We start from the raw sequence: 22519 nt of genomic DNA, 5'->3' as shown, positions 1-22519 counted from the left end.
GGCCCACCGCGGGAATGCGCATCCCGGGAAGCGGCCCGAAGCTGATCACAGGAGGTGCCACAAACATGGGCATTGAGGAATACGGCGGCGGCCAGACGGCCCAGGCGGACGTGCTGGTCGTCACCACGAACGACGTACCCGGCTATCAGGTGACCCAGGTCATCGGCGAGGTCTTCGGGCTCACCGTACGGTCGCGTCACCTGGGCAGTCAGATCGGCGCCGGGCTGAAGTCGATGATCGGCGGCGAGCTGAAGGGGCTGACCAAGACGCTGGTCGAGACCCGGAACCAGGCGATGGAGCGGCTCGTGGAGCAGGCGCGGGCCCGGGGCGCGAACGCGGTCCTGATGATGCGCTTCGACGTCACCGAGGCGGCGGACGTGGGCACGGAGGTCTGCGCGTACGGGACGGCGGCGGTGATCAGCAAGGTGTGACGGGGGCGAGTGCGGGCGCGGCCCGGGGTGGGTGCGGGTGCCACGCGGGCGTGACGCGGGGCCACTGGGGCCGCTATTGGAGCGGTTTGCCCGTTTCGTCGCCCTAGGGTGAGCCGGTGGCCTCCGAATCCCCCGCATCTCCGCCGCCCGCTCCCCCGCATCCCCCGGCCGCCCCGGCCCGGCGGCTCCTGCCGCTCGTGCTGCCCGCGATCGTCGTCGGCGTCGTCTGCGCGCTGATCCTGCTCGGGGTGAGCGTGCTGGCGGAGCGGCTCCAGGACGTGCTCTGGGAGACCCTGCCGGACGCGCTCGGGGTGGGGCGGTTCTCCTCGGTGTGGATGGTCGCGATGCTCACCGCGACCGGCCTCGCGGTGGGTCTCGTCCTGCGGGCCGTGCCCGGTCACGGCGGCCCGGATCCGGCCACCACCGGGCTGGTCGACGCGCCGGTGCGGCCCGGAGTCGTGCCCGGGCTGCTCCTGGTGACCGCCCTGGCTCTGGCGGGCGGGGTGAGCCTCGGGCCGGAGAACCCGATCACCGCCGCCAACATCGCGCTGGCGTTCTGGCTGGGCCGGCGGTTCGCGCCCGGCGCACCGGGCGAGCTGTGGGTGTCCCTCGCCGCGGCCGGGACGATCGGGGCGCTCTTCGGCACGCCGATCGCCGCCGCGCTGATCCTCTCCGAGACGCTGGCCTCGCAGCCGGGCCCCGGGGCGTTCTGGGACCGGCTGTTCGCGCCGCTCGCGGCCGGCACGACGGGCGCGCTGACCATGTCACTGATCGCCGAGCCCAGCTTCGACCTGTCCCTCCCGGCGTACGCCGGACCGCACTGGGGCGATCTGCTCTCCGCCCTGCTGATCGCCTCGGCGGGCGCACTCCTCGGGCTGCTCGCGGTGTACGCCTTCCCGGTGGCCCACCGGGTCTTCACGGCGCTGCGCCACCCGGTGCTCGCCCTGACGGCGGGCGGTCTGGTGCTGGGGCTGCTCGGCGCGCTGGGCGGCCATCTCACCCTCTTCAAGGGGCTGGAGGAGGTGAAGGAGCTCGCCGGGGACCCGGACGGCTGGTCGGCCGGGGAGTTCGCGGGGATGGCCGTGGTGAAGATGGCCGCCCTCGTGATCGCGGCGACCTGCGGCTTCCGGGGCGGCCGGATCTTCCCCGCGGTCTTCGCCGGGGTGTCGCTCGGGCTCTGCGCCCACGCGCTCGTCGACGCGGTCCCGCCGGCGCTCGCGGTCTCCTGTGCGGTGCTGGGCGTGCTGCTCGCCGTCACCCGGCAGGGCTGGGTGAGCCTGTTCACCGCGGCGGTGCTGGTCGGCGACACGTCCGTGGTGCCGCTGCTGTGCGCGGCCACGCTGCCCGCCTGGCTGCTGGTCACCGGGCGGGCCCAGATGCAGCTGGACGGGGACGGGAAGTCGCTGCGGTGAACGGGCGGCGGCATACGGGCGGTGTGCGCGGTCACGGAGAAAGCTCTGCCCGGCGCGCCGGACGGGCCGAACCTCCGTATCGTCTGGTTCGTGCGCTTTGCGCAGCTACGTCCCGATCCGGTTCCGTACCGCTGCTCCGACGGAGGTCCTCCGCATGCCCACGCCCGTCAACGTCGCCGTCATCTACTACTCCTCCACCGGCACCGTCGCCACGATCGCGAAGGCCATCGCCGAGGACGCGGAGCGGGCCGGGGCGCAGGTGCGGCTGCGCCGGGCGGCGGAGCTGGCCCCGCAGGCGGCCATCGACTCCAACCCGGCGTGGGCGGAGAACGTCGAGGCGACCGCGGACATCCCCGAGGTCTCGCCGGACGACATGGTCTGGGCGGACGCGGTGATCCTTGGTTCGCCGACCCGGTTCGGGAACGTCACCGCCCAGCTGAAGCAGTTCCTCGACACGCTCGGCGGGCTGTGGCAGTCGGGGCAGCTCGCCGACAAGGTCTACAGCGGCTTCACCTCCACCGCCACCGCCCACGGCGGCCAGGAGTCCACGCTGCTCGCGCTCTACAACACGATCCATCACTTCGGCGGGATCCTCGTCACGCCCGGGTACACCGACCCGACGAAGTTCGTGGACGGCAATCCGTACGGCACCTCCCACATCGCCGGGCAGGGCGACATCCCGGTCGGCGAGCAGACGCTGACCGCCGCCCGGGTGCAGGCCGAGCGGGTCGTGAAGTTCACCCGGGCGATCAAGGCGGGCCTGGCGGCGGAGAGCTGACCCGTACGCGGACCGCGTCGGCCGAGAGAAGGGCTTCCCCCATGCCGCTCCACCGCGGTGCCCACCCGGAACAGGACGAACCCTCCGAGGAGCGGCGCAGGCTCGCCCTGAACCCGTTCTTCGGCGAGGCGGACCCGACGGCCGCGATGAACACCGCGCCGCCCCGGCACCGGCTGCCGGACGGGCCGCTGCCGCCGCTCACCGCGTACCGGCTGGTCCACGACGAGCTGATGCTCGACGGCAACTCCCGGCTCAACCTGGCCACGTTCGTCACCACCTGGATGGAGCCGCAGGCGGGCGTCCTGATGGCCGAGTGCCGGGACAAGAACATGATCGACAAGGATGAGTACCCGCGCACCGCCGAGCTGGAGCGGCGCTGTGTGGCGATGCTCGCCGACCTGTGGAACGCGCCCGATCCCCGGGCGACCGTGGGGTGTTCGACCACCGGGTCGAGCGAGGCGTGCATGCTCGCGGGGCTCGCCCTGAAGCGGCGCTGGGCGAAGCGGAACGCGGACCGCTATCCGGCGACGGCCCGGCCCAATCTGGTGATGGGCGTCAATGTGCAGGTCTGCTGGGACAAGTTCTGCGATTTCTGGGAGGTGGAGGCCCGGCAGGTCCCGATGGACGGCGAGCGGTTCCATCTCGACCCGCAGGCCGCCGCCGAGCTCTGCGACGAGAACACCATCGGGGTCGTCGGCATCCTCGGCTCCACCTTCGACGGGTCCTACGAGCCGATCGCCGACCTGTGCGCGGCCCTGGACGCCCTCCAGGAGCGCACCGGCCTCGACATCCCGGTCCATGTGGACGGGGCGTCCGGCGCGATGGTGGCGCCCTTCCTCGATCCGGACCTGGTGTGGGACTTCCGGCTGCCGAGGGTGGCGTCGATCAACACCTCGGGCCACAAGTACGGCCTCGTCTACCCGGGGGTCGGCTGGGCGCTGTGGCGCACGGCGGACGCGCTGCCGGAGGAGCTGGTCTTCCGGGTCAACTACCTGGGCGGCGACATGCCGACGTTCGCGCTGAACTTCTCCCGGCCCGGGGCGCAGGTGGTCGCGCAGTACTACACGTTCCTGCGCCTCGGGCACGAAGGCTACCGGGCGGTCCAGCAGGCCTCCCGGGACGTGGCCCGCGGACTGGCCGACGCGGTGGAGCAGTTGGGCGATTTCCGGCTGCTCACCCGGGGCGACGAGCTGCCGGTGTTCGCCTTCACGACGAACGGCGACGTCCACGCGTACGACGTGTTCGACGTGTCACGCCGGCTGCGGGAGCACGGCTGGCTGGTGCCCGCCTACACCTTCCCCGCCAACCGGCAGGACCTGTCGGTGCTGCGGGTGGTCTGCCGCAACGGATTCTCCTCCGACCTGGCCGAGCTGCTGATCGAGGACCTGAAGCTGCTGCTGCCCGAACTGCGGGCGCAGAAGCATCCATTGAGCCACGACCGGGCGACCCCGACACCCTTCCACCACTGACAGCCACGGACAGCCGCGGACAGCGCCTATCGACTGAGCCGCGCGAACTTCCGTACCGCCAGCGGGAAGAACACCGCGATGATGGCCACCGGCCAGAGCACCGCGAGGAGTTGGGCGTGCTCGGCGGCCCAGGAACCGGTCGCGCCGCCCGGGTTGCCGAACAGCTCCCGTACGGCGGTGGCCGTCGCCGACATGGGGTTCCACTCGACCACCGCCCCCAGCCAGCCCGGCATCGACTCGGGGGTGGCGAACACATTGGAGAGGAAGCCGACCGGCCAGACCAGGATCTGGACCGCCTGCACCAGCTCGGGCCGTCCCGCCACCATGGCGAGGTGGATGCCGACCCAGAGCATCGCGAACCTCAGCAGGAGCAGCAGCCCCACCGCTCCCAGCGCGGCGGCCGCCCCGTGGTGCCAGCGCCAGCCGACCGCGTAGCCGACGCCGGTCATCACCGCGAGCGCGACCGTCGACTGGAGCATGTCCGCGGCGCTGCGGCCGACCAGGACGGCCCCCGGGACCATCGGCATCGAGCGGAAGCGGTCGATGACGCCCTTGCCGAGGTCCTGGGTGACCGCGAGCATCGTGCTCTCCAGGCCGAAGGCCATGGTCAGCGCGAGCATCCCGGGGACCAGGAACTCCGTGGGGTCGCCGTCCACGCCCCGGCCGCCGCCGACCAGATACGTGAACATCAGCAGCAGCATCACCGGGAAGACCAGGCCCACGAGGACGGCGACGGGCTGCCGGGCCCAGTGCGCCAGTTCGCGGCGGGTCATCGTCCAGGAGTCGGTCAGCGCCCAGCCGATCCGGGAGGACGCCCCCGCCCCGCCCGGTCCGGGGCCGCCGCGCCCGCCGCCGCCCCGCCCGGGAACCGCCGTCGTCGTCGCCGCGCTCATGCCGCCACCTCCGTCTTCTCCGTCTTCTCCGTTTTCTCCGCCTTCTCCGCCCGCTGTGCGGCCTGTTCGCCGTCGGGCCGGCCGGTGAGGGCCAGGAACACCTCGTCCAGGGTCGGGCGGCGCACCGCGATGTCCTCCGCCTCGATGCCCGCCTCCTCCAGCACCCGCACCGTCCGGGTCAGGGCCGCCATCCGGTCCGGGGCGGGCGCGCCGATCCGCCGCCGGTCGGCGTCCACCACCAGGTCCGGGCCGCCGACCAGCGCGGCCGCCTCCACCAGCCGGGACGCGTCGCGCAGGACGATGTCGATCCGGTCGCCGCCGACGAGGGCCTTCAGCTCGTCGGGGGTGCCCTCGGCGACCGCCCGGCCGCCGTCGATCAGGGAGATCCGGTCGGCCAGCTGGTCCGCCTCGTCCAGATACTGCGTGGTCAGCAGCACCGTGGTGCCGCCGCCGACCAGGGACCGCACCGCGTCCCACACCTCGGCCCGGCCGCGCGGGTCGAGGCCGGTCGTCGGCTCGTCCAGGAACAGCACGTCCGGCTCGGTGATCAGCGAGGCGGCCAGGTCGAGCCGCCTGCGCATGCCGCCGCTGTACTGCTTGACGGCCTTGCGCCCGGTGTCCGCGAGGCCGAACCGCTCCAGCAGCTCGTCCGCCCGGCTGCCCGCCCGGCGTGCGCCCAGGTGGTACAGCCGCCCGAACATCTCCAGGTTCTGCCGGCCGCCGAGCTGCTCGTCCACCGCCGCGTGCTGCCCGAGCAGCCCGATCCTGCGCCGCACCTCGCCCGCCCGCTCACGGACGTCGAGGCCGGCCACGGTGACCCGGCCCGCGTCGTGGCGCAGCAGCGTCGACATGATCCGTACGGCGGTGGTCTTGCCCGCTCCGTTGGGGCCGAGCACTCCGTGCACGGTGCCGGTGCCGACGGCCAGGTCCAGTCCGTCCAGGGCCCGCTTCTCCCCGTACCGCTTGTGCACGCCGTCCATGACGATCGCTTCGGTCACGTACCCCGCCACCCTTCCACAGCCTCGTAGTCAAACTTGACTAGAAGCTCGAAGGTAAACCCCGCCGCAGCATTCGTCAAACTTGATTAGTCGCGATCCCCGGGGTCGGGGATCCCGGTGGCGAAGGGGTTCTCCTCGCCCTCGGCGAGCACCCCGACGAACGGGTCGCCCTCGCCCGCGAAGGTGTACGCGCCGCCCTCGATGCGGGCGATCAGGCCCCGGGTCCACTCCGCTCCGGTGTCGGCCGAGTGCACCCACAGGTTCATGATCTCGCCGATGTGGCCGAGGGATTCGGGGCCCTCCTCGGGCGTGTAGTACTCGGTGACCGACTCCCGCCACCCCTTCATGGCCTCGATCCGCTCCTTGAGCAGCGCGACCGCCTCCTCGCGGGGCAGGTCGACGATGAACCCGATCGCCGCCGAGAGGACGTCCATGTCCTGGTCGTAGGAGCGGATGGCGTCACGCAGCAGCGTGCGGTACTCCGCGAGCCCCTCGTCCGTGACCTCGTACTCCGTGCGCGGGGGGCCGCCGGCCGTGGAGGGGGCCGTCTCGTGCGCGAGGAGCAGCCCCTGCTTCGCCATCTGCTTCAGGGCGTGGTAGATCGACCCGGGCTTGGCGTTGGACCACTCGTGCGCGCCCCAGTACTCCAGGTCGTTGCGGACCTGATAGCCGTGTGCGCGGCCGTGCATACGCACGGCGCCGAGGACCAGCAGCCGGATCGCGGACATGACACCCATCTTTCCTAATCAACTTTGACTAGGGTAGCCCCCCCGGTCCGGAGGAACGGGAAGGGAAGGCGGGAGGAACGGGCGGGCGCAGAGTGGACGCCATGACTCCACGCCGTTCACCGCCGCGGGAGAACCGGCTCCTGCTCGCCATGCCCTACCACCAGCTCATCGGCAAGGCCACCGAGGCGGGCTTCGGTGTCTGGTCCCTGTGGGACCCCCGGGCACCCGAGGCAGACCTGCTGCCGGAGGTGGCCGAGGCGTCGCGGGAACTGCTCCACGCCGGATTCGCGGACCCGGCGGGGCTGCGCTCGCTGGTGGCGCGGACCGCGCGTCGGCACGGCATCGGCACCGTCCTGCACTGCGGCGGCGGGCCGTCCCTCCTGCCGGTCGTCGAGGAGGCATGGCGCCTCGGCCTGTCCCCGAACCCGCCCGACGCGTTCCTGCGGCTCGGGAGCGCCGGTGAGGCGGGCACCCCGGGCCCCCGGCTGACCGTGCAGACCCTGACCGTGGACGGCTGCCACCAGGTCGTCGGCACGGCCGCGCACCGCGTCTCGGGCCCGCCGGGCCGCACGCTGACGGGGTATCTGTGCCCCGCGCCGCTCTCGGACCAGCAGGAGGCGGCGGTCGGGGCGCTCGTCCGCCGGGTGCTGCACACGAGCGGATACCGTTTCGGCCCCGCCCACACCGAGGTGGCCATGACTCCCGAGGGCCCGCGGGTAGTGCGCTGCCGTCCCCGGTTCGGGCCCGACCGTATCCCCCTGCTGATCCAGGTCGCGACCGCGTTCGACTGCGAGGCGGCGCTCTTCGAAGCCCTCCTCGGCGACCTCCCGCAGGCCCTGCCCGCGCGCCAGTACGCCGAGATCGGCTTCTTCCGGCTGCCCGAGGGCCGGCTGCTGACCTTCGCGGGGACGGAGGACATCGCCGTCACCCCGTGGGTACGCGGCGCCCGTTTCCCGTACGCCGTACGCGACCTGATCCCGCCCTCCACGGATCCGCGCTCGCGGCGCGCCTACGTGGTGGTGGAGGGCGGCTCGCCGGAGAGCACCGGTGAGCGGCTCCGGCAGGCGCGGGCCGATCTCGTCACCGACATCCGTCCGGAGGCAGAAACCCATGAACAGCACGGATCACCCTAGGGACAGCACGGACAGCACGGATCACCTCAGAAACGGCGCGGATCACCTCAGCGACCGTTCGGGCGGCTCGCTCGACGTCCTCGGGCTGGACGCCACGTGCGAAGCCGTCTACCGGCGGCTTCTGGCGTTCCCCGGGGAGGGCCGGCAGCGGCTGCCGGAGCGCCTGGGGCTGACCGACCGGACCGTGGGCGTGGCCCTGGGCCGGCTGCGTGCGCTGGGTTTCGTCCGCCCGGCGGCCGAACCCCCGCACCGCCTGCACGCCGTCAGCCCCCGGCTGGGCCTGGACATCCTGCTCTCCCGCCAGGAGGCCGAACTGGGCGCCCGCCAGCAGCGGCTGCGCGAGGCGAGGGCCGCGGCGGCCCGGCTGATCGGCGAGTTCCCGGCCCAGGGGAGCGCCGCGTCGCGGGACGGCGTGGAGTTCCTCGACGGGGTCGACAGCATCCGGGACTTCCTCCGGCATCTGAACTCCGAGGTCGGCGAGGAGATGCTGGCGTTCGCACCCGGCGGGGCCCAGACCGACGCCAACATGCACGCCTCCCGGCCGCTGAACCGGCGACTCCTCGAACGCGGGGTGCGGATGCGTACCGTCTATCTCGACAGCTTGCGGCGCGACCGGGCCAGCGTGGCCCACGCGGAGTGGCTGACCCGGCACGGCGGCGAGGTCCGCACCACACCGACCCTCCCCAACCGGATGATCGTCTGCGACCGGAAGGTGGCCGTCGTCGCGGTGGACAGCGAGAGCACCGGCCGGGGCGCCGTCGTCCTGCGGACCCACGGCCTGATCGAGACCCTGTGCGCGCTCTTCGACGAGACCTGGCGGCGGGCCGACCCGCTCGGAAGTCCCCTGCGCGGGGACACCGAGGAGTTCAGCCAGCAGCAGGCGGAGGCGTTACGGCTGCTCGCCCAGGGCCACACCGACCAGGCCGTCGCCAAGCGTCTCGGGATCTCGCCGCGTACGGCGCGGCGCACCGCCGCCGAGGTCATGGCGCGGCTGGACGCGCGCAGCCGCTTCCAGGCCGGGGTCCTCGCCGCGCAGCGCGGTCATCTGCCCGGCCCCGGACCCCGCCCCTGAGGAAGACGGCCGCGGGCGACGAGCTGGATCCCTGCGCCCGTGGCGACGCGGACCTGCGGGGTGCCGCAGGAGCAGCGGATCCAGACCGTGGTCCCGACCGAGGTCCGGTGCCGGGAAAGGATGCGGAAATCGTCGTGGCGGTCGGTGCCGCAGTGGCCGCAGAGCGGCTTTCCGGGCGGCGCATACGCCGGGGCGGCGGTGAGGGTCTGCGTCATGGCGAAGCTCTCCTGTGGCCACGGGCGGGAAGCCCGGACGGACGGTGGGGGCCGGGCGGTGTGCGGAGTACGTCAGGCGGGGCGCGGAGCGCGGACGACGAGGGCCATCAGGGCGGCGACGACACAGGCGACGCTCAGGGCGGTCCACACCACGTCGTAGGTGCCGAACATGTCCCGGGCGGTGGCGCCGAGGAAGGCCGCGGCCCCCGCGCCCAGCTGATGGGCGGAGTTGGCCCAGCCGAAGACGATGGGGCCGTCCTCGCCGTAGACCCGGCGGGACAGCTCGATGACCGGAGGCACGGTCGCGACGTCGACCAGTCCGTAGACCACCACGAAGGCGATCATCAGCACCGTGACCGTGGAGCTGAACACCATGGGCAGCGCGAGCAGCGTCAGCGCCCGGATCGCGAAGTAGACGGTGAGCAGGCGACGCGGGTCGAACCGGTCGGTGAGCCAGCCGGAGAAGATCGCGCCGAGGGCGGAGAAGATGCCGATCAGCGAGAGCATCGAGGCCGCCGCCGTGACCGCCATGCCGTGGTCGTGGGCGGCGGGGGCCCAGTTGCTCCACATGATGCCGTTGGTGGAGGCTCCGCAGATCACGAACATGCCCGCCAGCAGCCAGAACGGGCCGGTGCGCAGGGCGGCGACGAGCACGGCGATCGTGCGCCGGGCGGCCCCGGGCACACGGGCGGGCTTGGGGACGAACTCCGTCGCGCCGTAGGGCTTCGCCCCGACGTCGGCCGGGTGGTCACGCAGCAGCAGGAAGACCAGGCCGGCGACGGCGAGCGCGACGAACGCCAGGGTCACCACCGGAGGCCGCCAGTCGAAGCGGTCGACGGACCAGGCGAGGAGCGGCAGGAAGATCAGCTGGCCCAGGTGGCTGGAGGAGCTGAGCGCACCGGTGACCAGCCCCCGGCGCTTGTCGAACCAGTCGGCGGTGATGCTGGCCGCGAAGGTCATGGTGAGGCAGCCGCTGCCGAGGCCGATCAGTACGCCCCAGTACGCGACCAGTTGCCAGGGCTGACTCATGAAGCTGGTGAGAAGGGCGCCGGCGGAGACGAGCAGCAGCGCGCCCACGACCACCCGGCGGATACCCACCCGGTCCATCAGGGCCGCCGCGAAGGGCGCGGTCAGACCGAACAGGATCATGTTGACGGAGGCCGCCAGCGCGATCTGGCCCCGGTCCCAGGCGTAGTTCTCGTGCAGGGGCGTCACCAGCAGTCCGGGGACGGTGGTGAACGCACCGGCGGTGACGATGGCCGCGCCCGCGACCACGGCGATCACCCAGGCGCGGTGGAAGCGGGGCTCCCGCACGCGATGGGCGGGAGTCGGTGAGGTCGTTGTCAGCTGAGCCATGGCTCAAGCCTGACGGGGGGCCTCCACCGAAACGAGGGTCTGGATGGACCACATGCGCAAGGATATGGCCATGACGGTATTCACTCATCCCGGTCGGCACCGCGTCGCCGTGCTGGCCCGGCAGATACTGCTCCCCATCGAGCTGGGCATCGTGCACCAGCTGTTCGGCCAGGCCAAGGAGGGGGCGTCGGCGGACGGGGAGCCGCTCTACGAGGTCGCCACCTGTTCCCTGCGCGCGGGCGACGTGCGGACGGACGGCGACTTCACGGTCTCGGTGCCGCACGGCCCGCGAGCCCTGGCCGAGGCCGACACCGTGATCGTCCTGTCGTCGTACGAGGACTATGTGCAGGACACCCCGGAGCTCACGCCCCCGCTCGCCGAGGCCTTCGCCCTGATCCGCCCCGGGACCCGGGTGGCCTCGATCTGCACCGGCGCCTTCGTCCTGGCCTCCGCCGGGCTGCTCGACGGACACACCGCGACCACGCACTGGCGCTACACGGACCTGTTCTCCCGGTTGTTCCCCCGGGTCCAGCTGGACCCGGACGTCCTCTACACCGACGGGGAGACGGTGCTGACCTCGGCGGGCTGCGCCTCCGGGATCGATCTGTGCCTGCACATGATCCGGCGGGACCACGGAACGGCCGTCGCCAACGACGTGGCCCGTCGCACCGTCGTACCGCCCCACCGCGAGGGCGGGCAGGTCCAGTACATCCGGCGCCCCGTGCCCGCGCTGTCGGCGCCCGCGACGTCGGCCGCCCGGGAGTGGGCGCTACGCAGGCTCCAGGAGCCCATCACCCTGGGGCAGATGGCGGCCAGGGAGTCGATGAGCGTACGGCACTTCACCCGCCGCTTCCGGGACGAGGTCGGCACGACGCCCATCAACTGGCTGACCCAGCAACGCGTCGAGCTGGCGAGGGAGCTGCTGGAGGAGTCGGACGCACCGATCGATCAGGTGGCGGCCCGGACCGGACTCGGTTCGGCGGCCAATCTGCGCCAGCACTTCCATCTGGCCCTGGGCATCTCGCCCAGCGCGTACCGCACCACGTTCCGCGGGCCGGCCGGCCCGCGGCCGTCCGGGGCATGACGAAGCGCGGGGCGGCTCCCGTGGAGCCGCCCCGCGCGTGTGTGCCGCCCTGTCCGATCAGCCGGCGCCGTTGAACTCCCGGTTCCCCAGGTGCTGGGGGCGGGGCCGCGCCGCCGCGAACGGCCTTTCCAGCGTGTTCTCCACGCTGTTGTAGACGATGAAGATGTTGGAGCGCGCGAACGGGGTGATGTTGCCGTTGGAACCGTGCAGCAGGTTCGAGTCGAACATCACCGCGGAGCCGGCCGGGCCGGCGATCTGCCGGATACCCCGCTCATGGGCCAGCCGGGTCAGATGGTCCTGCCCGGGGGAGCCGACCGTGATGCGGTGCACCCGCAGGGACTCCTTGTGGAAGTCCGGCGGCGTCTCACCGACGGACGGGACGAACGTCTTGTGCGTGCCCGGCATGACCATGAGCGGGCCGTTGAACTCGTAGTTCTCACTGAGCGCGATCGACACGCTGAACGCGCGCGGCCGGGGCATGCCGTCCTCGGCGTGCCAGGTCTCGAAGTCGGAGTGCCAGTCGAACTCGGCGCCACCGAAGCCCGGCTTGTAGTTGACCCGGCTCTGGTGGACGTACACGTCCGAACCGAGCACCTGCCGGGCCACGTCGGTCAGCCGGGGCGAGGCGAGCAGACCCGCGAAGAGTTCGCTGACCTTCTCGACCTCGAAGACGGAACGGAGCCGGTCGGAGTCGGGCTCCAGGACCACGCGCTCGCTCGCCAGCAGCTCGGAGTCCTCGCTCAGCCGCTGGAGTTCGGCACGGTAGGTCCCCACCTCCTCGGGGGTCAGCAGGTTGTCGAAGACGTGGTAGCCGTCGCTCTCGTAACGCTCCAGCTCCCGTGCGGTGAGCGGCCCCTCGTGGGCGCCCCAGACGGACGGGTCGAGGCGCGGCCGGGGCACGGCCTCGCCGGCGACGCGGGTCGGGTAGAGGTCGGGGCGGGCGAGCGTGGTCATGCGGCGTTCTCCTTCTGCTGGGCGGATTCCCGCACGGGGGGCTGCTGTGCGGAGGGCTGCGGTGCCTGGGGCTGCTGCGCGGAGGGCTGTTGGGCCGGGGTCCGGCCCAACGGGCCGATGCGGTGCAGGACTTCGTCGTGATGGCCCTCTCCCAGCCATCCGGACGGGAACAGCACCCGGTCGGCGACCTCGGCCGAGCGCTTGCGGGCGTACTGCTTGAGGACCATGAGGATGGCCTTGTTCTCGGCCGAGACGGTGGCCTCGACGTACCGCGCACCGCGTTCGCGCTGCCGGTCCGCCGCGGCCTCGAAGAGCTTCACGCCGAGAAACGGGATGCCGTGCCGGGGGCTGACCGCGGTCTGCCACACGAAGTAGGTGTCCGGTTCTTCGGGACGCCGGTAGCCGAGGAGGAATCCGACGATCTCGTCGTCCACCGTGGCCAGCAGCGAGCAGTCGGCGAAGTCCCTGAACCACAGGACGTAGAAGTAGCGGCTGTTGGTGTCCAGGCCCGGGGTGTCGCGCACCAGCTCCCAGACCGCGATGCCGTCCTCGGGGCGCGGCGTGCGGAACACGGGCTTCTTCCGCTGCGCGGGCCGGGTCCCGGACGCGAGTGCGGTGGTCACGGGCGGTTCACCTCGCCCTCGGTCAGCAGCGGGTAGACACCGTTCTCGTCGTGGTCCTCCCGGCCGGTGACCGGCGGGTTGAACACGCACAGGTAGCGGGAGTCGGTGCGGGGGCGCAGGGTGTGCCGCTCGTGCCCGTCGAGGAGGTACATCGTGCCCGGGGTGATCCAGTGCTTCTCCCCCGTCTCCTCGTCGGTGAGCTCCGACTCGCCCTCGACGCAGAGCACGGCCTCGATGTGGTTCGCGTACCACATCGACGTCTCCGTGCCCGCGAAGACGGTCGTCTCGTGCAGCGAGAAGCCGACGTTCTCCTTGGCGAGCACGATCCGCTTGCTCTCCCACGTACCGGAACGTGAGCGCACATGGCGGTCGGTGTCGGTGATGTCGGCGAACGACCTGACGATCATGGGTGGTTCTCCTCTTCGCGGTTGTCCGTGTTCGGCTGTCTGTGTTCGGCTGTCGGCGCTTCGACGCCTCAGCGGGTCTCGTGTACGGAACGGGCGAGGACGGCCAGGCCCTCGTCCAGCTCGTCCTCGCTGACGGTCAGCGGGGGCAGCAGCTTCACCACCTCGTCCAGCGCGCCCGAGGTCTCCACCAGGAGCCCCAGGCCGAAGGCGTGCCGGCAGACTCGCGCCGCCCGCGTCGGGTCGGTGAACTCCAGGCCCCGGACGAGTCCGCGGCCCCGGACGCCCGCCACCTCGTCGTGGTGCTCGGCGCAGATGGCCAGCAGGGTCTGCTCGACCTGTTCGCCGCGGGCGAGGGTCTGCTTCTCCATCTGGCCGTCGGCCCAGTAGGCGTCCAGTGCGGCGGCGGCCGTGACGAAGGCCGGGTTGTTGCCGCGGAAGGTGCCGTTGTGCTCGCCGGGCTCCCAGATGTCCAGCTCGGGCTTGAAGAGGCAGAGCGACATCGGCATGCCGTAGCCGCTGATGGACTTCGACAGCGTGACGATGTCCGGGACGATGCCGGCCTCCTCGAAGGAGAAGAAGCCGCCGGTCCGGCCGCAGCCCATCTGGATGTCGTCGACGATCAGCAGCATGTCCTGGCGGTGGCACAGCTCCTGCAGCGCGCGCAGCCACTCGGCGCGGGCGACGTTGATGCCGCCCTCGCCCTGGACGGTCTCCACGATCACGGCGGCGGGCTTGTTCAGCCCGGAACCCTGGTCCTCCAGCAGACGCTCGAACCAGAGGAAGTCGGGGACCGTACCGTCGAAGTAGTTGTCGAACGGCATCGGCGTGCCGTGCACCAGCGGGATCCCGGCGCCGGCCCGCTTGAACGCGTTCCCGGTGACGGCGAGCGAGCCCAGCGACATGCCGTGGAAGGCGTTGGTGAACGAGACGACGGACTCGCGGCCCTTGACCTTACGGGCCAGCTTCAGCGCCGACTCGACGGCGTTGGTGCCCGTCGGGCCGGGGAACATCACCTTGTACGGCAGGTCGCGCGGCCGCAGGATCACGTTCTGGAACGTCTCCAGGAACGCACGCTTCGCAGTCGTGAACATGTCAAGACTCTGGGTGATGCCGTCGCGCTCGATGTAGTCGATCAGCGCTCGTTTCAGCACCGGGTTGTTGTGGCCGTAGTTCAGCGAGCCGGCTCCGGCGAAGAAGTCCAGGTAGGAGCGGCCGTCCTCGTCGGTCAGCCGGGAGCCCCGGGCCCGGTGGAACGTGGTGGGCCAGCCCCGGCAGTAGCTCCGCACCCTGGACTCCACGGCTTCGAAGACGCTCACGTCCGCCAGCGTCATCGTCATGTGCTTCCTCCTGACGTTCCACGAGCGACGACGGTGGTCATGCGGCGAAGGAGGAGGACGAGGCGGAGGACGAGGAGGAGGAGGACGAGGACGAGGACGAGGACGAGGACGAGGAGGAGGACGAGGAGGAGGACGAGGACGAGGCGGAGGACGAGGCCAGCGGGCCGGAGAGGACGAAGTCGGTGAAGGTGTCCACCGACTCGAAGTCGTCCACGTCCAGTTCCTCGGGATCGACCACGAGCCCGATGGAGTCCTCCAGCGCCATCAGCATCTCCAGCATGGTGGTGGAGTCCAGGTGCAGATCGTCGAAGAGCCTGATCTCTCCCCGGAGTCCGGTGACGGGGCGCTCCAGTACATCGGTCAGGGCCGTCTCCAGGGCCTGGACGACATCCTTGCGTTCCATGGGTCTTCTCCTTCGGTCGAGTGGGTTGTCCGGTTCTTCAGTCGAGTGGGGTGGTCCGGCGACCGGGACCGGCGGTGCGTCCCGCCCCGGCCAGGGAAGCGAGGCGCTTCCGGTCGACCTTGCCGTTGCCGTTGACCGGAAGTTCGTCGAGCGGCACACACCGGCGGGGGATCTTGAACGGTTCGATCTGTTCGCGCATCCGGCCCAGCACCTCGTCGACCGTCAGGTCGGTGACCACCGCGAGCAGCGCGGGCCGGCCGGCCTCCGGGGGCAGCACCGCCGCCGCCGACACCTCCGGGATGCGGCGCGCCGCCGCCTCGACCTCCGTACAGCTGACGCGGAAGCCGCGCTCCTTGTAGAGGTCGTCCCGGCGGCCGGAGAAGTAGAGGTATCCGTCCTCGTCCATCCAGCCGTAGTCGCCGGTGCGCAGTTCGGGGAAGATCCCCTCGGCGCGGTGGAAGCGCTCGGCGGTCAGTTCGGGGCGTCGCCAGTAGCCCGCCATCACATGGGGACCGCGCACCACGAACTGGCCGATCTTCCCGGCGGGGAGCCGCTCGCCGTCGTCCCCGGCGACGTACATCTCCGTACCGGTCAGCGGCAGGCCGCTGGAACCCGGACGTACGAGGTCGCCGTCCGGCGGCATGATCGCCGCGCGCTTGCACTCGGTGAGCCCGTACATCACCTGGATGCGCAGGCCCGGCAGCGCGCCGCGCAGCGCCAACATGGTCTCGGCGGACAGGGCGGCTCCGGTGTTCGTCAGGAGGCGCAGGCCGGCCAGCCGCGCGCCGCCGCCACTGCCGCGGCCGAGCAGCCAGGCCATCCGGTCGCTGACCGAGGGCACGCCCGCCAGCACCGTCGCCCCACTGGTCTCCAGCCCCCGAAGCAGCGGGGGGCCCGCCTCGGCCGCGGTGGCGAGCCGGAGCCGTGCGCCGCTGTGGACGGCGAGGAACAGCTGGTACAGGCCGTAGTCGAAGGACAGCGGGAGGGGACAGTAGACGACGTCGGCGGCGCGGTAGCCCAGCCGGTCCTGGATGGCCGAGACGGCGAACAGCACCTGCTGATGGGTGCTCACCACCGCCTTGGGCAGGGAGGTCGTGCCCGAGGTGTAGATCAGGCAGGCCGGATCGACCTCCAGGGTGCCGGGATCGGGCAGCGGTCCGGCGTCGCCGCCCTCGGCGAGCAGCTCGGCCGGCGGCACGGACCGCGTCCCCGACCGGCGGGCGGTGGCACCGGCCGCCGGGTCGTCGGTGACCAGCAGCACCGGCTCGCAGTCGTGCAGCACATGCTCCAGGGGTCCGCCGCGCACCTGCTCGTGCAGCACGCTGAAGACCGCCCCGAGGCGTGAGAGGCCGTACAGCACCGCCGCGACATCCAGCCCGTCGGCGGCCGTGACCACCACCCGGTCGCCGCGCCGCACGCCTCGGCCCGCGAGGGCGGTGGCGGCCCGGCGGCCCGCCTCGGCGAGCTCGCCGAAGGTGAGGCCCCGGTTCCGGTCGGCGAGGGCGGTGCGCCGCTCGTACCGTACGGCCGCCAGGTCCAACGCCTCGTGCAGCAGCCGCGGCCGGCCCTCCGCCCCGCTCATACCGCGGCTCCCTCGGTCCGCCGCCGCCCGGCCACCAGCGGAGCCACCGTGGTCGCCGTGGCACTGCAGACCAGTTGGGGGCTGGTCAGCGCCTCGGCGGCGCTCGGGGACGCGCCGGGGCGTGCGGAGACCACCTTGTAGGCCTCCAGTTCCACCACGCGCCGCAACCGGGTGCGGTGGACGAGTCGCGCACGGGCCTCGATGTAGTCGCCGGGAAAGACGGGCGCGGTGAACCGGACCTTCGTGTACTCGGACAACAGTCCCTCGTCGCCGTCGATGCGTACGGTGATCTCGGTGACCAGGTCTCCGAACAGCCGGAGAATGCTGGCCCCGTCGATCAGGCTCCCGCCGTAGTGGGCGTCCGCCTGGCTCATCCGCACCCGCAGGGACGCGTCGGCGGCGGGGGTCTCCTCGTCTTCTGGTGCAGTCATGTGCGGGTCTCCTTCAAGGGGTCGTTGCCGGTCCCGGAACGGGGACGCTGATCGCCACCGCCGCGACCACGTCCTTCTTGTGGGCGATGGAAAGAGCCACCGGCGGCAGGGACAGCCCGGAGGCCCGGCCGGTGAAGCTGACCGACGGCGCGCCGTCGTCCGTCCGGCCGATGCTGATCTCACGGGGCGCGACGCCCTGGAACAGCCCCCGGCCGAGCGACTTGAGGATCGCTTCCTTGGCGGTGAACCTGCCCGAGAGGAACTCCAGGCGACGCCCGGCCGTCATCCGCGCGGCGAGCTCCAGTTCCTCGGCGGTGAAGGTGTAGCGCAGGAACCAGTCCCGGTCGGCGAGCCGCCGCAGTTCGCCGCGGTCGAGCACATCGAGCCCGATCCGCAGGGCCGGCGGGCTCATCAGGGGCTCGCCCGGTGGAAGTCGGCCAGCCGCTGCCGGCCGAGCAGTTGCTCGGTGGTGTCCCGCTCGCGGACCAGGTGGGCCTCGCCCCGGTGCACCACCACCTCGGCGGGGAAGCCGTGGCTGAGGAAGAGCCCGGGGGAGGCGGTCGGGCCGTACGCCCCGGAGCGCTCGACGCCCAGCAGGTCGCCGGGGAGCACCGGCGGCAGCGGGACCTTCTTGGCCACCACGTCGTTGGGGGTGCAGAGCGGGCCGGTCAGCGTGTAGGTGCGGTCCGCCGGGCCCGCGGGCCGCCCCAGGTGCCGTACGGGGAAGTTCCGCTTGACGAAACTGCCGATGCCGACGGCGGCCATGTGGTGGTTGGTTCCGCCGTCCGCGACGACGAACCGCTCCCCCATGGACTCCTTCACATAGCGGGCGCGCACCATGTAGGTCCCCGCGTGGGCGACCAGCGCACGGCCCAGCTCCACGATCACCCGGCAGCCGGGGTGCCGCCGTGCGAAGTGGCCGACGGCCTCGCGCATTCCGGCGCCGAGCTCGGCCGTGTCGGGGTCCGTCTCCCCGGTGAAGTAGGCGACGCCCAGGCCGCCCCCCACGTCCACGGTGCGCAGCGGGATCCCCAGGCGCCCCGCCAGCTCCTCGGCGGTCCCCAGGATCTCGCGGGTGTTGCGGACGACGTCGGCGGCGTTCAGGATGCGGGTGCCCATATAGGCGTGCAGTCCGATGACCTCGACCCGCCGCAACGCCGCCACCTGTTCCTTGGCCCCGCGCACGATCTCCTCGTCGATGCCGAACTGCCGGGGTTTGCCTCCCATGGAGAGCCCCGAACCGGTGGCCGCGAAAGCCGGGTTGACCCGCAGCATGGCCGGGAAGGAGTCCCGGCCCGACCGTTCCACCAGCTCGTCCAGCAGCTGGAGTTCGGCGATCGACTCACAGACCACCGCATGGATGCCGGCCTCGACGCAGGCCACCAGTTCCGTCTCGTCCTTGCCGGGACCGAGGAAGATGATGTCCTCGGGAGCGATGCCCGCACGCAGCGCCGTGAGCAGTTCGGCGTACGAGGAGACTTCCGCGCAGGCGCCCAGCGTGCCCAGGAAGGCGCACACGCTGATGTTGGGGTTGGCCTTGAGCGAGTAGAAGATGTCGATCTCCTCCGGCAGCTCCGTGCGGAGCGTGCGGAAGGTGCTCTCCAGGATCTCGGTGTCATAGACGAACAGCGGGGTTCCGAAACGCTCGGCCAGTGCCGAAGCGGGAATTCCCTGGACATGGATTTCGTCGGTGCTCATGTACCTCTCCTCCTTGCCGCCGTTCGGAATTCTTGCCGCCCACGCCGCCCGAGTGAACAGAGAACAGCTGGTCAAAAGGGTCCTTGGCCGGTTGGGTCCGCGGGTGGGGCGACGTGGGACCGGGAGGGTGCCGAGGCGGTATCGCGCGGGGAAGGCGGCCGGGAAGTATCGGAGACGTCAGAGGGAAACGTGACTCAAGGGAGATCCGACATGCGCATCCGTCTCGGCACGGTCATCTCGTTCGTCACCGCCGGAATGTTCGTCTGCGCGCTCGCGTCCCCCGCGCAGGCGATCACCGAGGACTCCGGCTGGCAGCTGCGCCCGGCGGCGGAGAACAGCGCGACCCTGGCCACCGGCGAAGGGGACGCCCGGGACAACAACGGCAACAGCTGAGGGCTGTTCGCGGCCGGTCCGGCCCGGGGCGGCCGGTCCGGCCCGCTGGGGAGCGCGCGCCCTCAGGAGGAGCGGAAAGCGGCCGTGGGCACGCCCATGGCGGCGAAGAGCGAGCCGGCCCGCAGCCGGTCGTCGGCGGCGGCCTCCGGGTCACCCAGCGCCTCCCGCGTCGCGGCGATGCCGTCCAGGGCCTGGGCCTCCTCGTAGCGGAGCTCCATCCGGCCGGCGATCGCGTGGGCCGACCGGTTGTGGCTCAGCGCCTCCGGGAAGTCGCCCAGCGCGAAGTACGTACGGGCGGCGGCGAGATGGACGAAGGCCCGATGGATGGCGTCCGTGCTGCGTACGGCCTCGGCCAGCGCCTGGACGACACATCCGCGGGCGTCCTCGACCCTGCCCGTGCGCAGCAGGACGTCCGCACGGCAGGCGAGCAGCAACGGCAGGGCCGACGGCATCCGCAGAGCCTCGCAGCGCGTCACCGCCTCCGTGACCCGGGCGAGCGCCTCGTCGTAGTGGCCCATGCCTTCGAGGGCGCGCGCGAGGTAGCTGAGCGCGTCGACCGACAGCTGGATCTCGTCCAGCGCGTCGAAGACGACGAGGGCCTCCCGGGCGGTGGTGACGGCCTCGGAGAACTGCCCCAGCCGCACCTGCACCTGGCTCAGCGTGCTCAGGGACGAGCCGTGCAGCCGGGCGAAGCCGGTCTCCCGCGCCACGCGGTTGGCCTCCTCGCTGAGCCGCAGCGCGCGCCGCAGCTCGCCCAGGCTGTTGTACGCCTGTCCCAGCCGGGCCTTGCACTCGGCCTCGCTGCGGCGGTCGTTCATCGAGCGGGACAGCTCCAGGGCGTCCTCCAGGTGGGTGATCGTGTCCCTGATGCGGCCCAGCCGCCACTGCCCCATCGCCAGGTTGGTCAGGTTCAGCCGCATCAGCGCCGGGTCCGCGAGCTGCCGGGAGGCCGCGAGGCCCGTCTCCAGCGCCCCGTTCGCCTCCAGGTCGTAGCTGCGGATGCTGGAGTGGAACCCCAGTTCGCGCGGCAGCCGTGCCGCATGGCGCAACAGGCCCTTCCCATGGGCGATGTCCACCGCAGCCAGCAGACTGTCACGATGCCGGTCGAGCCAGCGCAGCGCGCTCTCCTTCGCGGTGAACTCGCCTTCTCCCCCGGTCGGCCGGTCAGTCGCCCCGGCGGCGCCGCCGTACCGGGTCCGACCGGGGAAGAGGGTGTCGCAGGCGCGCTCCGCCGTATCCAGATAGTGGTCGAGAAGCCGTTCCACCGCCGGCTGGTCCTGCGGATCGGCCTCGCCCTGGGCGACCCGGCGGGCGAAATGGCGTACCAGATCGTGGAAGGCGTACGTTCCCGGCTCCCTGGCCTCCAGCAGCCGGACGTCCACCAGCCGCTCCAGGAGATCCTCCGCCTCCAGGGCCTCCTGATCCAGCAGCGCCGCCGCCTCGCCGAGGTCGATGTACCGGCCGGGGTGGTGCCCCAGTAACCGGAACGCGGTGCGCTGGGCGTCCGGCAGGGAGGCGTACGAGAGCGACAGCGCGCTGGCCACTCCGCGGTCCTCGCTGGAGAGTTCGTCGAGCCGGCGCCCGTGGTCCTGCATGCGGTCGACGAGCCGCTGCACGGTCCAGCGGGGGCGGTTCGACAACCGGGCGGTGGCGATCCGCACCGCGAGCGGGAGTCCGCCGCACAGCCGCAGCAGTTCGGCCGCGGCCTCCGGCTCCTGCTCCACCCGCTCCGCGCCGAGGGAGTGCCGCAGGATCTCGTGGCTGTCCACCTCCGGCAGGGCGCCGAGGGAGATCCAGGTCACGCCGTCGAGGTCGGTGAGCCGGGGGCGGCTGGTGACGAGGGTGAGGCTGCCGGGCGAGGCCGGGATGAGGGTACGGACCTGCTCGGAGGTGTCGGCGTTGTCCAGGATCAGCAGCATCCGGCGGCCCCGGGCGTAGGACTGCCAGAGCGCGCTGCGTCCGGCGGGCACACCGGGGATCTCCTCGCTGGGTATCCCGGCAGCGGCCAGCAGATCCCCCTGGGCGCAGAACGTGCTGAGCGGCTTCTGGCCCGGAGTGAACCCCCGCAGGTCGACGAAGAGCTGTCCGTCCGGGTAGCGCTGCGCCAGCTGGTGCGCGGCCCGAACGGCCAGCGCCGTCTTGCCGCCGCCCCCCATGCCGTCGATCGCGACGACCGTGGGGAACCCCTCCCGGGCCCGGTCGACCGAGGCCCGGATCCGCTCCAGCTCGGAGGCGCGGCCGGAGAAGTCCGGCACGTCGTAGGGCAGGGTCTGCGGCACCGAGGGGGACGTTCCGCCGTGCTGCGCCCGCCCCGGTGACCGTTCGGGCCGGCCGAGGGCGGGTTCCTGGCGCAGGATGTCCGCGTGCAGTTCACACAGCGCGCTGCTCGGGTCGATCCCGAGCTCCTCGGCCAGCAGCTGCCGGATCTGCTGGAACTCATCGAGTGCGGCGGCCTGTTGGCCCGAGTGGTAGAGGGCGAGCATCAGCCGGCCGCGGAGCGTCTCGCGCAGCGGGAACTGACTCGCCAGGGAGCGCAGTTCACCGATCACGGAGGCGGAGTCCCCGGCTTCGATGGCCAGTTCGTAGAGTTTCTCGGCGGCGGCGAGCCGCTGTTCCTCCAGCGCGGTCGACATCGCGTCGATGACCGGCCCGCCCGAGCCGGCCAGCACCGGTCCCCGCCACAGGTCGAGCGCCTCGCGCAGATGCACCGCCGCCTGTTCGCGGCGTCCTTCGTCCCCGGCCTCGTGGGCCCGGCGCAGCAGCCGCCGGTGGCTCAGCAGGTCCAGCTGGTCCTCGTCGACCACCGCACGGTAGCCGGGGCCGTCGGTCACGATCAGCTCGGCGCCCGCCGGCAGCCGGTGCCGCAGTCCGGCCACGGCCTTGCGGACCTGGTGGGCCGCGCTCTCCGGCGGGTCGGCGTCCCAGCCGGCCTCGACGAGGCGGGAGACGGGGATCACCCTCCCGGCGTCGAGCAGCAGCAGGGCGAGGACGCGCCGGCGCAGGGCGCCGGTGATGGTGAGCGGGCCCTGCGCGGTCAGCACCTCCAGGGACCCGAGGATCCGGAAGTTCGGTCTCCGGTCGGCGCTCGTCCCTTGTCGCACTGGCCTCGTGGTGTGCACCCA

The 22519-nt window shown here is 72.1% G+C and carries 22 protein-coding genes and 1 pseudogene; 8 read left to right on the top strand and 15 right to left on the bottom strand.

Features of this window, described 5'->3' with window-relative positions; genetic code table 11:
* Window positions 1–65 precede the first annotated feature (65 nt).
* The 4 genes from ACIQPT_RS15725 to ACIQPT_RS15710 all read left to right on the top strand — a co-directional run bounded on the left by ACIQPT_RS15725 (window position 66) and on the right by ACIQPT_RS15710 (window position 4090).
* Window positions 66–431 carry a YbjQ family protein gene (locus tag ACIQPT_RS15725; protein WP_070204481.1) on the top strand — a complete coding sequence of 122 codons (366 nt, stop codon included), beginning with the start codon at window positions 66–68 and terminating at the stop codon, window positions 429–431.
* 116 nt (window positions 432–547) lie between these two features.
* The gene (locus ACIQPT_RS15720; protein ID WP_401156257.1) at window positions 548–1843 is read left to right on the top strand and encodes an ion channel protein; all 1296 of its coding nucleotides are present in this window, start codon (window positions 548–550) and stop codon (window positions 1841–1843) included.
* Window positions 1844–1997: 154 nt separating this feature from the next.
* Entirely contained in the window at window positions 1998–2621 is a 624-nt protein-coding gene (gene wrbA, locus ACIQPT_RS15715) for an NAD(P)H:quinone oxidoreductase (protein ID WP_401156255.1), read from the top strand.
* Between the two features lie 41 nt (window positions 2622–2662).
* The gene (locus ACIQPT_RS15710; protein WP_401156253.1) at window positions 2663–4090 is read left to right on the top strand and encodes a glutamate decarboxylase; all 1428 of its coding nucleotides are present in this window, start codon (window positions 2663–2665) and stop codon (window positions 4088–4090) included.
* 26 nt (window positions 4091–4116) lie between these two features.
* Here the strand turns inward: ACIQPT_RS15710 and ACIQPT_RS15705 are convergent, their stop codons facing one another.
* The 3 genes from ACIQPT_RS15705 to ACIQPT_RS15695 all read right to left on the bottom strand — a co-directional run bounded on the left by ACIQPT_RS15705 (window position 4117) and on the right by ACIQPT_RS15695 (window position 6709).
* On the bottom strand, window positions 4117–4983 hold the full coding sequence (locus ACIQPT_RS15705; protein ID WP_401156251.1) for an ABC transporter permease: 867 nt from the start codon (window positions 4981–4983) through the stop codon (window positions 4117–4119).
* Window positions 4980–5981: an ATP-binding cassette domain-containing protein gene (locus ACIQPT_RS15700; RefSeq protein WP_401156249.1), complete on the bottom strand. Its 1002-nt coding sequence runs from the start codon at window positions 5979–5981 to the stop codon at window positions 4980–4982. Before ACIQPT_RS15700 ends, ACIQPT_RS15705 begins: the two co-directional genes overlap by 4 nt.
* An 86-nt stretch (window positions 5982–6067) precedes the next feature.
* Complete coding sequence (locus ACIQPT_RS15695; protein WP_401156248.1) at window positions 6068–6709, bottom strand: PadR family transcriptional regulator; 642 nt, start codon at window positions 6707–6709, stop codon at window positions 6068–6070.
* A gap of 101 nt (window positions 6710–6810) precedes the next feature.
* On the opposite strand from ACIQPT_RS15695, the gene ACIQPT_RS15690 reads away from it, so the two are divergent.
* Both ACIQPT_RS15690 and ACIQPT_RS15685 read left to right on the top strand, forming a co-directional pair.
* Complete coding sequence (locus ACIQPT_RS15690; protein ID WP_401156246.1) at window positions 6811–7842, top strand: phosphoribosylglycinamide synthetase; 1032 nt, start codon at window positions 6811–6813, stop codon at window positions 7840–7842.
* Window positions 7820–8914 (top strand): helix-turn-helix domain-containing protein, encoded by a 1095-nt coding sequence (locus tag ACIQPT_RS15685; RefSeq protein ID WP_401156244.1) that lies wholly within the window; start codon window positions 7820–7822, stop codon window positions 8912–8914. The genes ACIQPT_RS15690 and ACIQPT_RS15685 overlap by 23 nt, the downstream gene beginning before the upstream one ends.
* Here the strand turns inward: ACIQPT_RS15685 and ACIQPT_RS15680 are convergent.
* Window positions 8884–9129, bottom strand: a complete 246-nt coding sequence (locus ACIQPT_RS15680) for a hypothetical protein (protein WP_073806258.1) — start codon at window positions 9127–9129, stop codon at window positions 8884–8886. The genes ACIQPT_RS15685 and ACIQPT_RS15680 overlap by 31 nt on opposite strands.
* Before the next feature lie 72 nt (window positions 9130–9201).
* Complete coding sequence (locus ACIQPT_RS15675; protein ID WP_401156242.1) at window positions 9202–10485, bottom strand: MFS transporter; 1284 nt, start codon at window positions 10483–10485, stop codon at window positions 9202–9204.
* Window positions 10486–10549: 64 nt separating this feature from the next.
* Between ACIQPT_RS15675 and ACIQPT_RS15670 the strand changes: the two genes are divergently transcribed.
* Complete coding sequence (locus ACIQPT_RS15670; protein WP_401156358.1) at window positions 10550–11569, top strand: GlxA family transcriptional regulator; 1020 nt, start codon at window positions 10550–10552, stop codon at window positions 11567–11569.
* 57 nt (window positions 11570–11626) lie between these two features.
* On the opposite strand, the gene thpD is transcribed toward ACIQPT_RS15670, so the two are convergent.
* The 9 genes and pseudogenes from thpD to ACIQPT_RS15625 all read right to left on the bottom strand — a co-directional run bounded on the left by thpD (window position 11627) and on the right by ACIQPT_RS15625 (window position 19004).
* Window positions 11627–12523: an ectoine hydroxylase gene (gene thpD / locus ACIQPT_RS15665; protein ID WP_364874765.1), complete on the bottom strand. Its 897-nt coding sequence runs from the start codon at window positions 12521–12523 to the stop codon at window positions 11627–11629.
* Entirely contained in the window at window positions 12520–13146 is a 627-nt protein-coding gene (gene ectA, locus ACIQPT_RS15660) for a diaminobutyrate acetyltransferase (protein WP_401156241.1), read from the bottom strand. Before ectA ends, thpD begins: the two co-directional genes overlap by 4 nt.
* Window positions 13143–13553 (bottom strand): ectoine synthase, encoded by a 411-nt coding sequence (locus ACIQPT_RS15655; protein WP_364874761.1) that lies wholly within the window; start codon window positions 13551–13553, stop codon window positions 13143–13145. The genes ectA and ACIQPT_RS15655 overlap by 4 nt, the downstream gene beginning before the upstream one ends.
* 68 nt (window positions 13554–13621) lie before the next feature.
* The gene (gene ectB / locus ACIQPT_RS15650) at window positions 13622–14890 is read right to left on the bottom strand and encodes a diaminobutyrate--2-oxoglutarate transaminase (protein ID WP_401156239.1); all 1269 of its coding nucleotides are present in this window, start codon (window positions 14888–14890) and stop codon (window positions 13622–13624) included.
* A gap of 166 nt (window positions 14891–15056) precedes the next feature.
* Window positions 15057–15293: pseudogene (locus tag ACIQPT_RS15645) on the bottom strand (phosphopantetheine-binding protein); the annotation flags it as partial.
* 37 nt (window positions 15294–15330) lie between these two features.
* Window positions 15331–16875 carry a class I adenylate-forming enzyme family protein gene (locus ACIQPT_RS15640; protein WP_401156237.1) on the bottom strand — a complete coding sequence of 515 codons (1545 nt, stop codon included), beginning with the start codon at window positions 16873–16875 and terminating at the stop codon, window positions 15331–15333.
* Entirely contained in the window at window positions 16872–17306 is a 435-nt protein-coding gene (locus ACIQPT_RS15635; RefSeq protein ID WP_401156235.1) for a 3-aminobutyryl-CoA ammonia lyase, read from the bottom strand. The genes ACIQPT_RS15640 and ACIQPT_RS15635 overlap by 4 nt, the downstream gene beginning before the upstream one ends.
* A gap of 13 nt (window positions 17307–17319) precedes the next feature.
* Window positions 17320–17718: a holo-ACP synthase gene (locus tag ACIQPT_RS15630; protein WP_401156233.1), complete on the bottom strand. Its 399-nt coding sequence runs from the start codon at window positions 17716–17718 to the stop codon at window positions 17320–17322.
* Window positions 17718–19004 carry a diaminopimelate decarboxylase gene (locus ACIQPT_RS15625; RefSeq protein WP_401156231.1) on the bottom strand — a complete coding sequence of 429 codons (1287 nt, stop codon included), beginning with the start codon at window positions 19002–19004 and terminating at the stop codon, window positions 17718–17720. The genes ACIQPT_RS15630 and ACIQPT_RS15625 overlap by 1 nt, the downstream gene beginning before the upstream one ends.
* Before the next feature lie 210 nt (window positions 19005–19214).
* Here ACIQPT_RS15625 and ACIQPT_RS15620 point away from each other — a divergent pair, with 210 nt between their 5' ends.
* Window positions 19215–19397 (top strand): hypothetical protein, encoded by a 183-nt coding sequence (locus ACIQPT_RS15620; protein ID WP_364874747.1) that lies wholly within the window; start codon window positions 19215–19217, stop codon window positions 19395–19397.
* Window positions 19398–19459: 62 nt separating this feature from the next.
* On the opposite strand, the gene ACIQPT_RS15615 is transcribed toward ACIQPT_RS15620, so the two are convergent.
* Window positions 19460–22498 carry a BTAD domain-containing putative transcriptional regulator gene (locus ACIQPT_RS15615; protein WP_401156229.1) on the bottom strand — a complete coding sequence of 1013 codons (3039 nt, stop codon included), beginning with the start codon at window positions 22496–22498 and terminating at the stop codon, window positions 19460–19462.
* Window positions 22499–22519 lie beyond the last annotated feature (21 nt).

The sequence above is a fragment of the Streptomyces sp. NPDC091289 genome (genome assembly GCF_044757365.1).
Classification (GTDB): Bacteria; Actinomycetota; Actinomycetes; order Streptomycetales; family Streptomycetaceae; genus Streptomyces.
This window is presented reverse-complemented; position numbering and strand designations above follow the sequence as displayed.

Bases quoted from the DNA above. Each gene is read 5' to 3' on its own strand.
- ACIQPT_RS15680 (WP_073806258.1), bottom strand. From the start codon at position 9,129: ATGACGCAGACCCTCACCGCCGCCCCGGCGTATGCGCCGCCCGGAAAG.
- ACIQPT_RS15705 (WP_401156251.1), bottom strand. From the start codon at position 4,983: ATGAGCGCGGCGACGACGACGGCGGTTCCCGGGCGGGGCGGCGGCGGG.
- ACIQPT_RS15635 (WP_401156235.1), bottom strand. From the start codon at position 17,306: ATGACTGCACCAGAAGACGAGGAGACCCCCGCCGCCGACGCGTCCCTG.
- thpD (WP_364874765.1), bottom strand. From the start codon at position 12,523: ATGACCACGCTCGCCCGCCCCGACCTCTACCCGACCCGCGTCGCCGGC.
- ACIQPT_RS15685 (WP_401156244.1), top strand. From the start codon at position 7,820: ATGAACAGCACGGATCACCCTAGGGACAGCACGGACAGCACGGATCAC.
- ACIQPT_RS15675 (WP_401156242.1), bottom strand. From the start codon at position 10,485: ATGGCTCAGCTGACAACGACCTCACCGACTCCCGCCCATCGCGTGCGG.
- ACIQPT_RS15640 (WP_401156237.1), bottom strand. From the start codon at position 16,875: ATGAGCGGGGCGGAGGGCCGGCCGCGGCTGCTGCACGAGGCGTTGGAC.
- ACIQPT_RS15690 (WP_401156246.1), top strand. From the start codon at position 6,811: ATGACTCCACGCCGTTCACCGCCGCGGGAGAACCGGCTCCTGCTCGCC.
- ACIQPT_RS15625 (WP_401156231.1), bottom strand. From the start codon at position 19,004: ATGAGCACCGACGAAATCCATGTCCAGGGAATTCCCGCTTCGGCACTG.
- ectB (WP_401156239.1), bottom strand. From the start codon at position 14,890: ATGACGATGACGCTGGCGGACGTGAGCGTCTTCGAAGCCGTGGAGTCC.
- ACIQPT_RS15725 (WP_070204481.1), top strand. From the start codon at position 66: ATGGGCATTGAGGAATACGGCGGCGGCCAGACGGCCCAGGCGGACGTG.
- wrbA (WP_401156255.1), top strand. From the start codon at position 1,998: ATGCCCACGCCCGTCAACGTCGCCGTCATCTACTACTCCTCCACCGGC.
- ACIQPT_RS15710 (WP_401156253.1), top strand. From the start codon at position 2,663: ATGCCGCTCCACCGCGGTGCCCACCCGGAACAGGACGAACCCTCCGAG.
- ACIQPT_RS15670 (WP_401156358.1), top strand. From the start codon at position 10,550: ATGGCCATGACGGTATTCACTCATCCCGGTCGGCACCGCGTCGCCGTG.
- ACIQPT_RS15620 (WP_364874747.1), top strand. From the start codon at position 19,215: ATGCGCATCCGTCTCGGCACGGTCATCTCGTTCGTCACCGCCGGAATG.
- ACIQPT_RS15695 (WP_401156248.1), bottom strand. From the start codon at position 6,709: ATGTCCGCGATCCGGCTGCTGGTCCTCGGCGCCGTGCGTATGCACGGC.
- ACIQPT_RS15630 (WP_401156233.1), bottom strand. From the start codon at position 17,718: ATGAGCCCGCCGGCCCTGCGGATCGGGCTCGATGTGCTCGACCGCGGC.
- ACIQPT_RS15655 (WP_364874761.1), bottom strand. From the start codon at position 13,553: ATGATCGTCAGGTCGTTCGCCGACATCACCGACACCGACCGCCATGTG.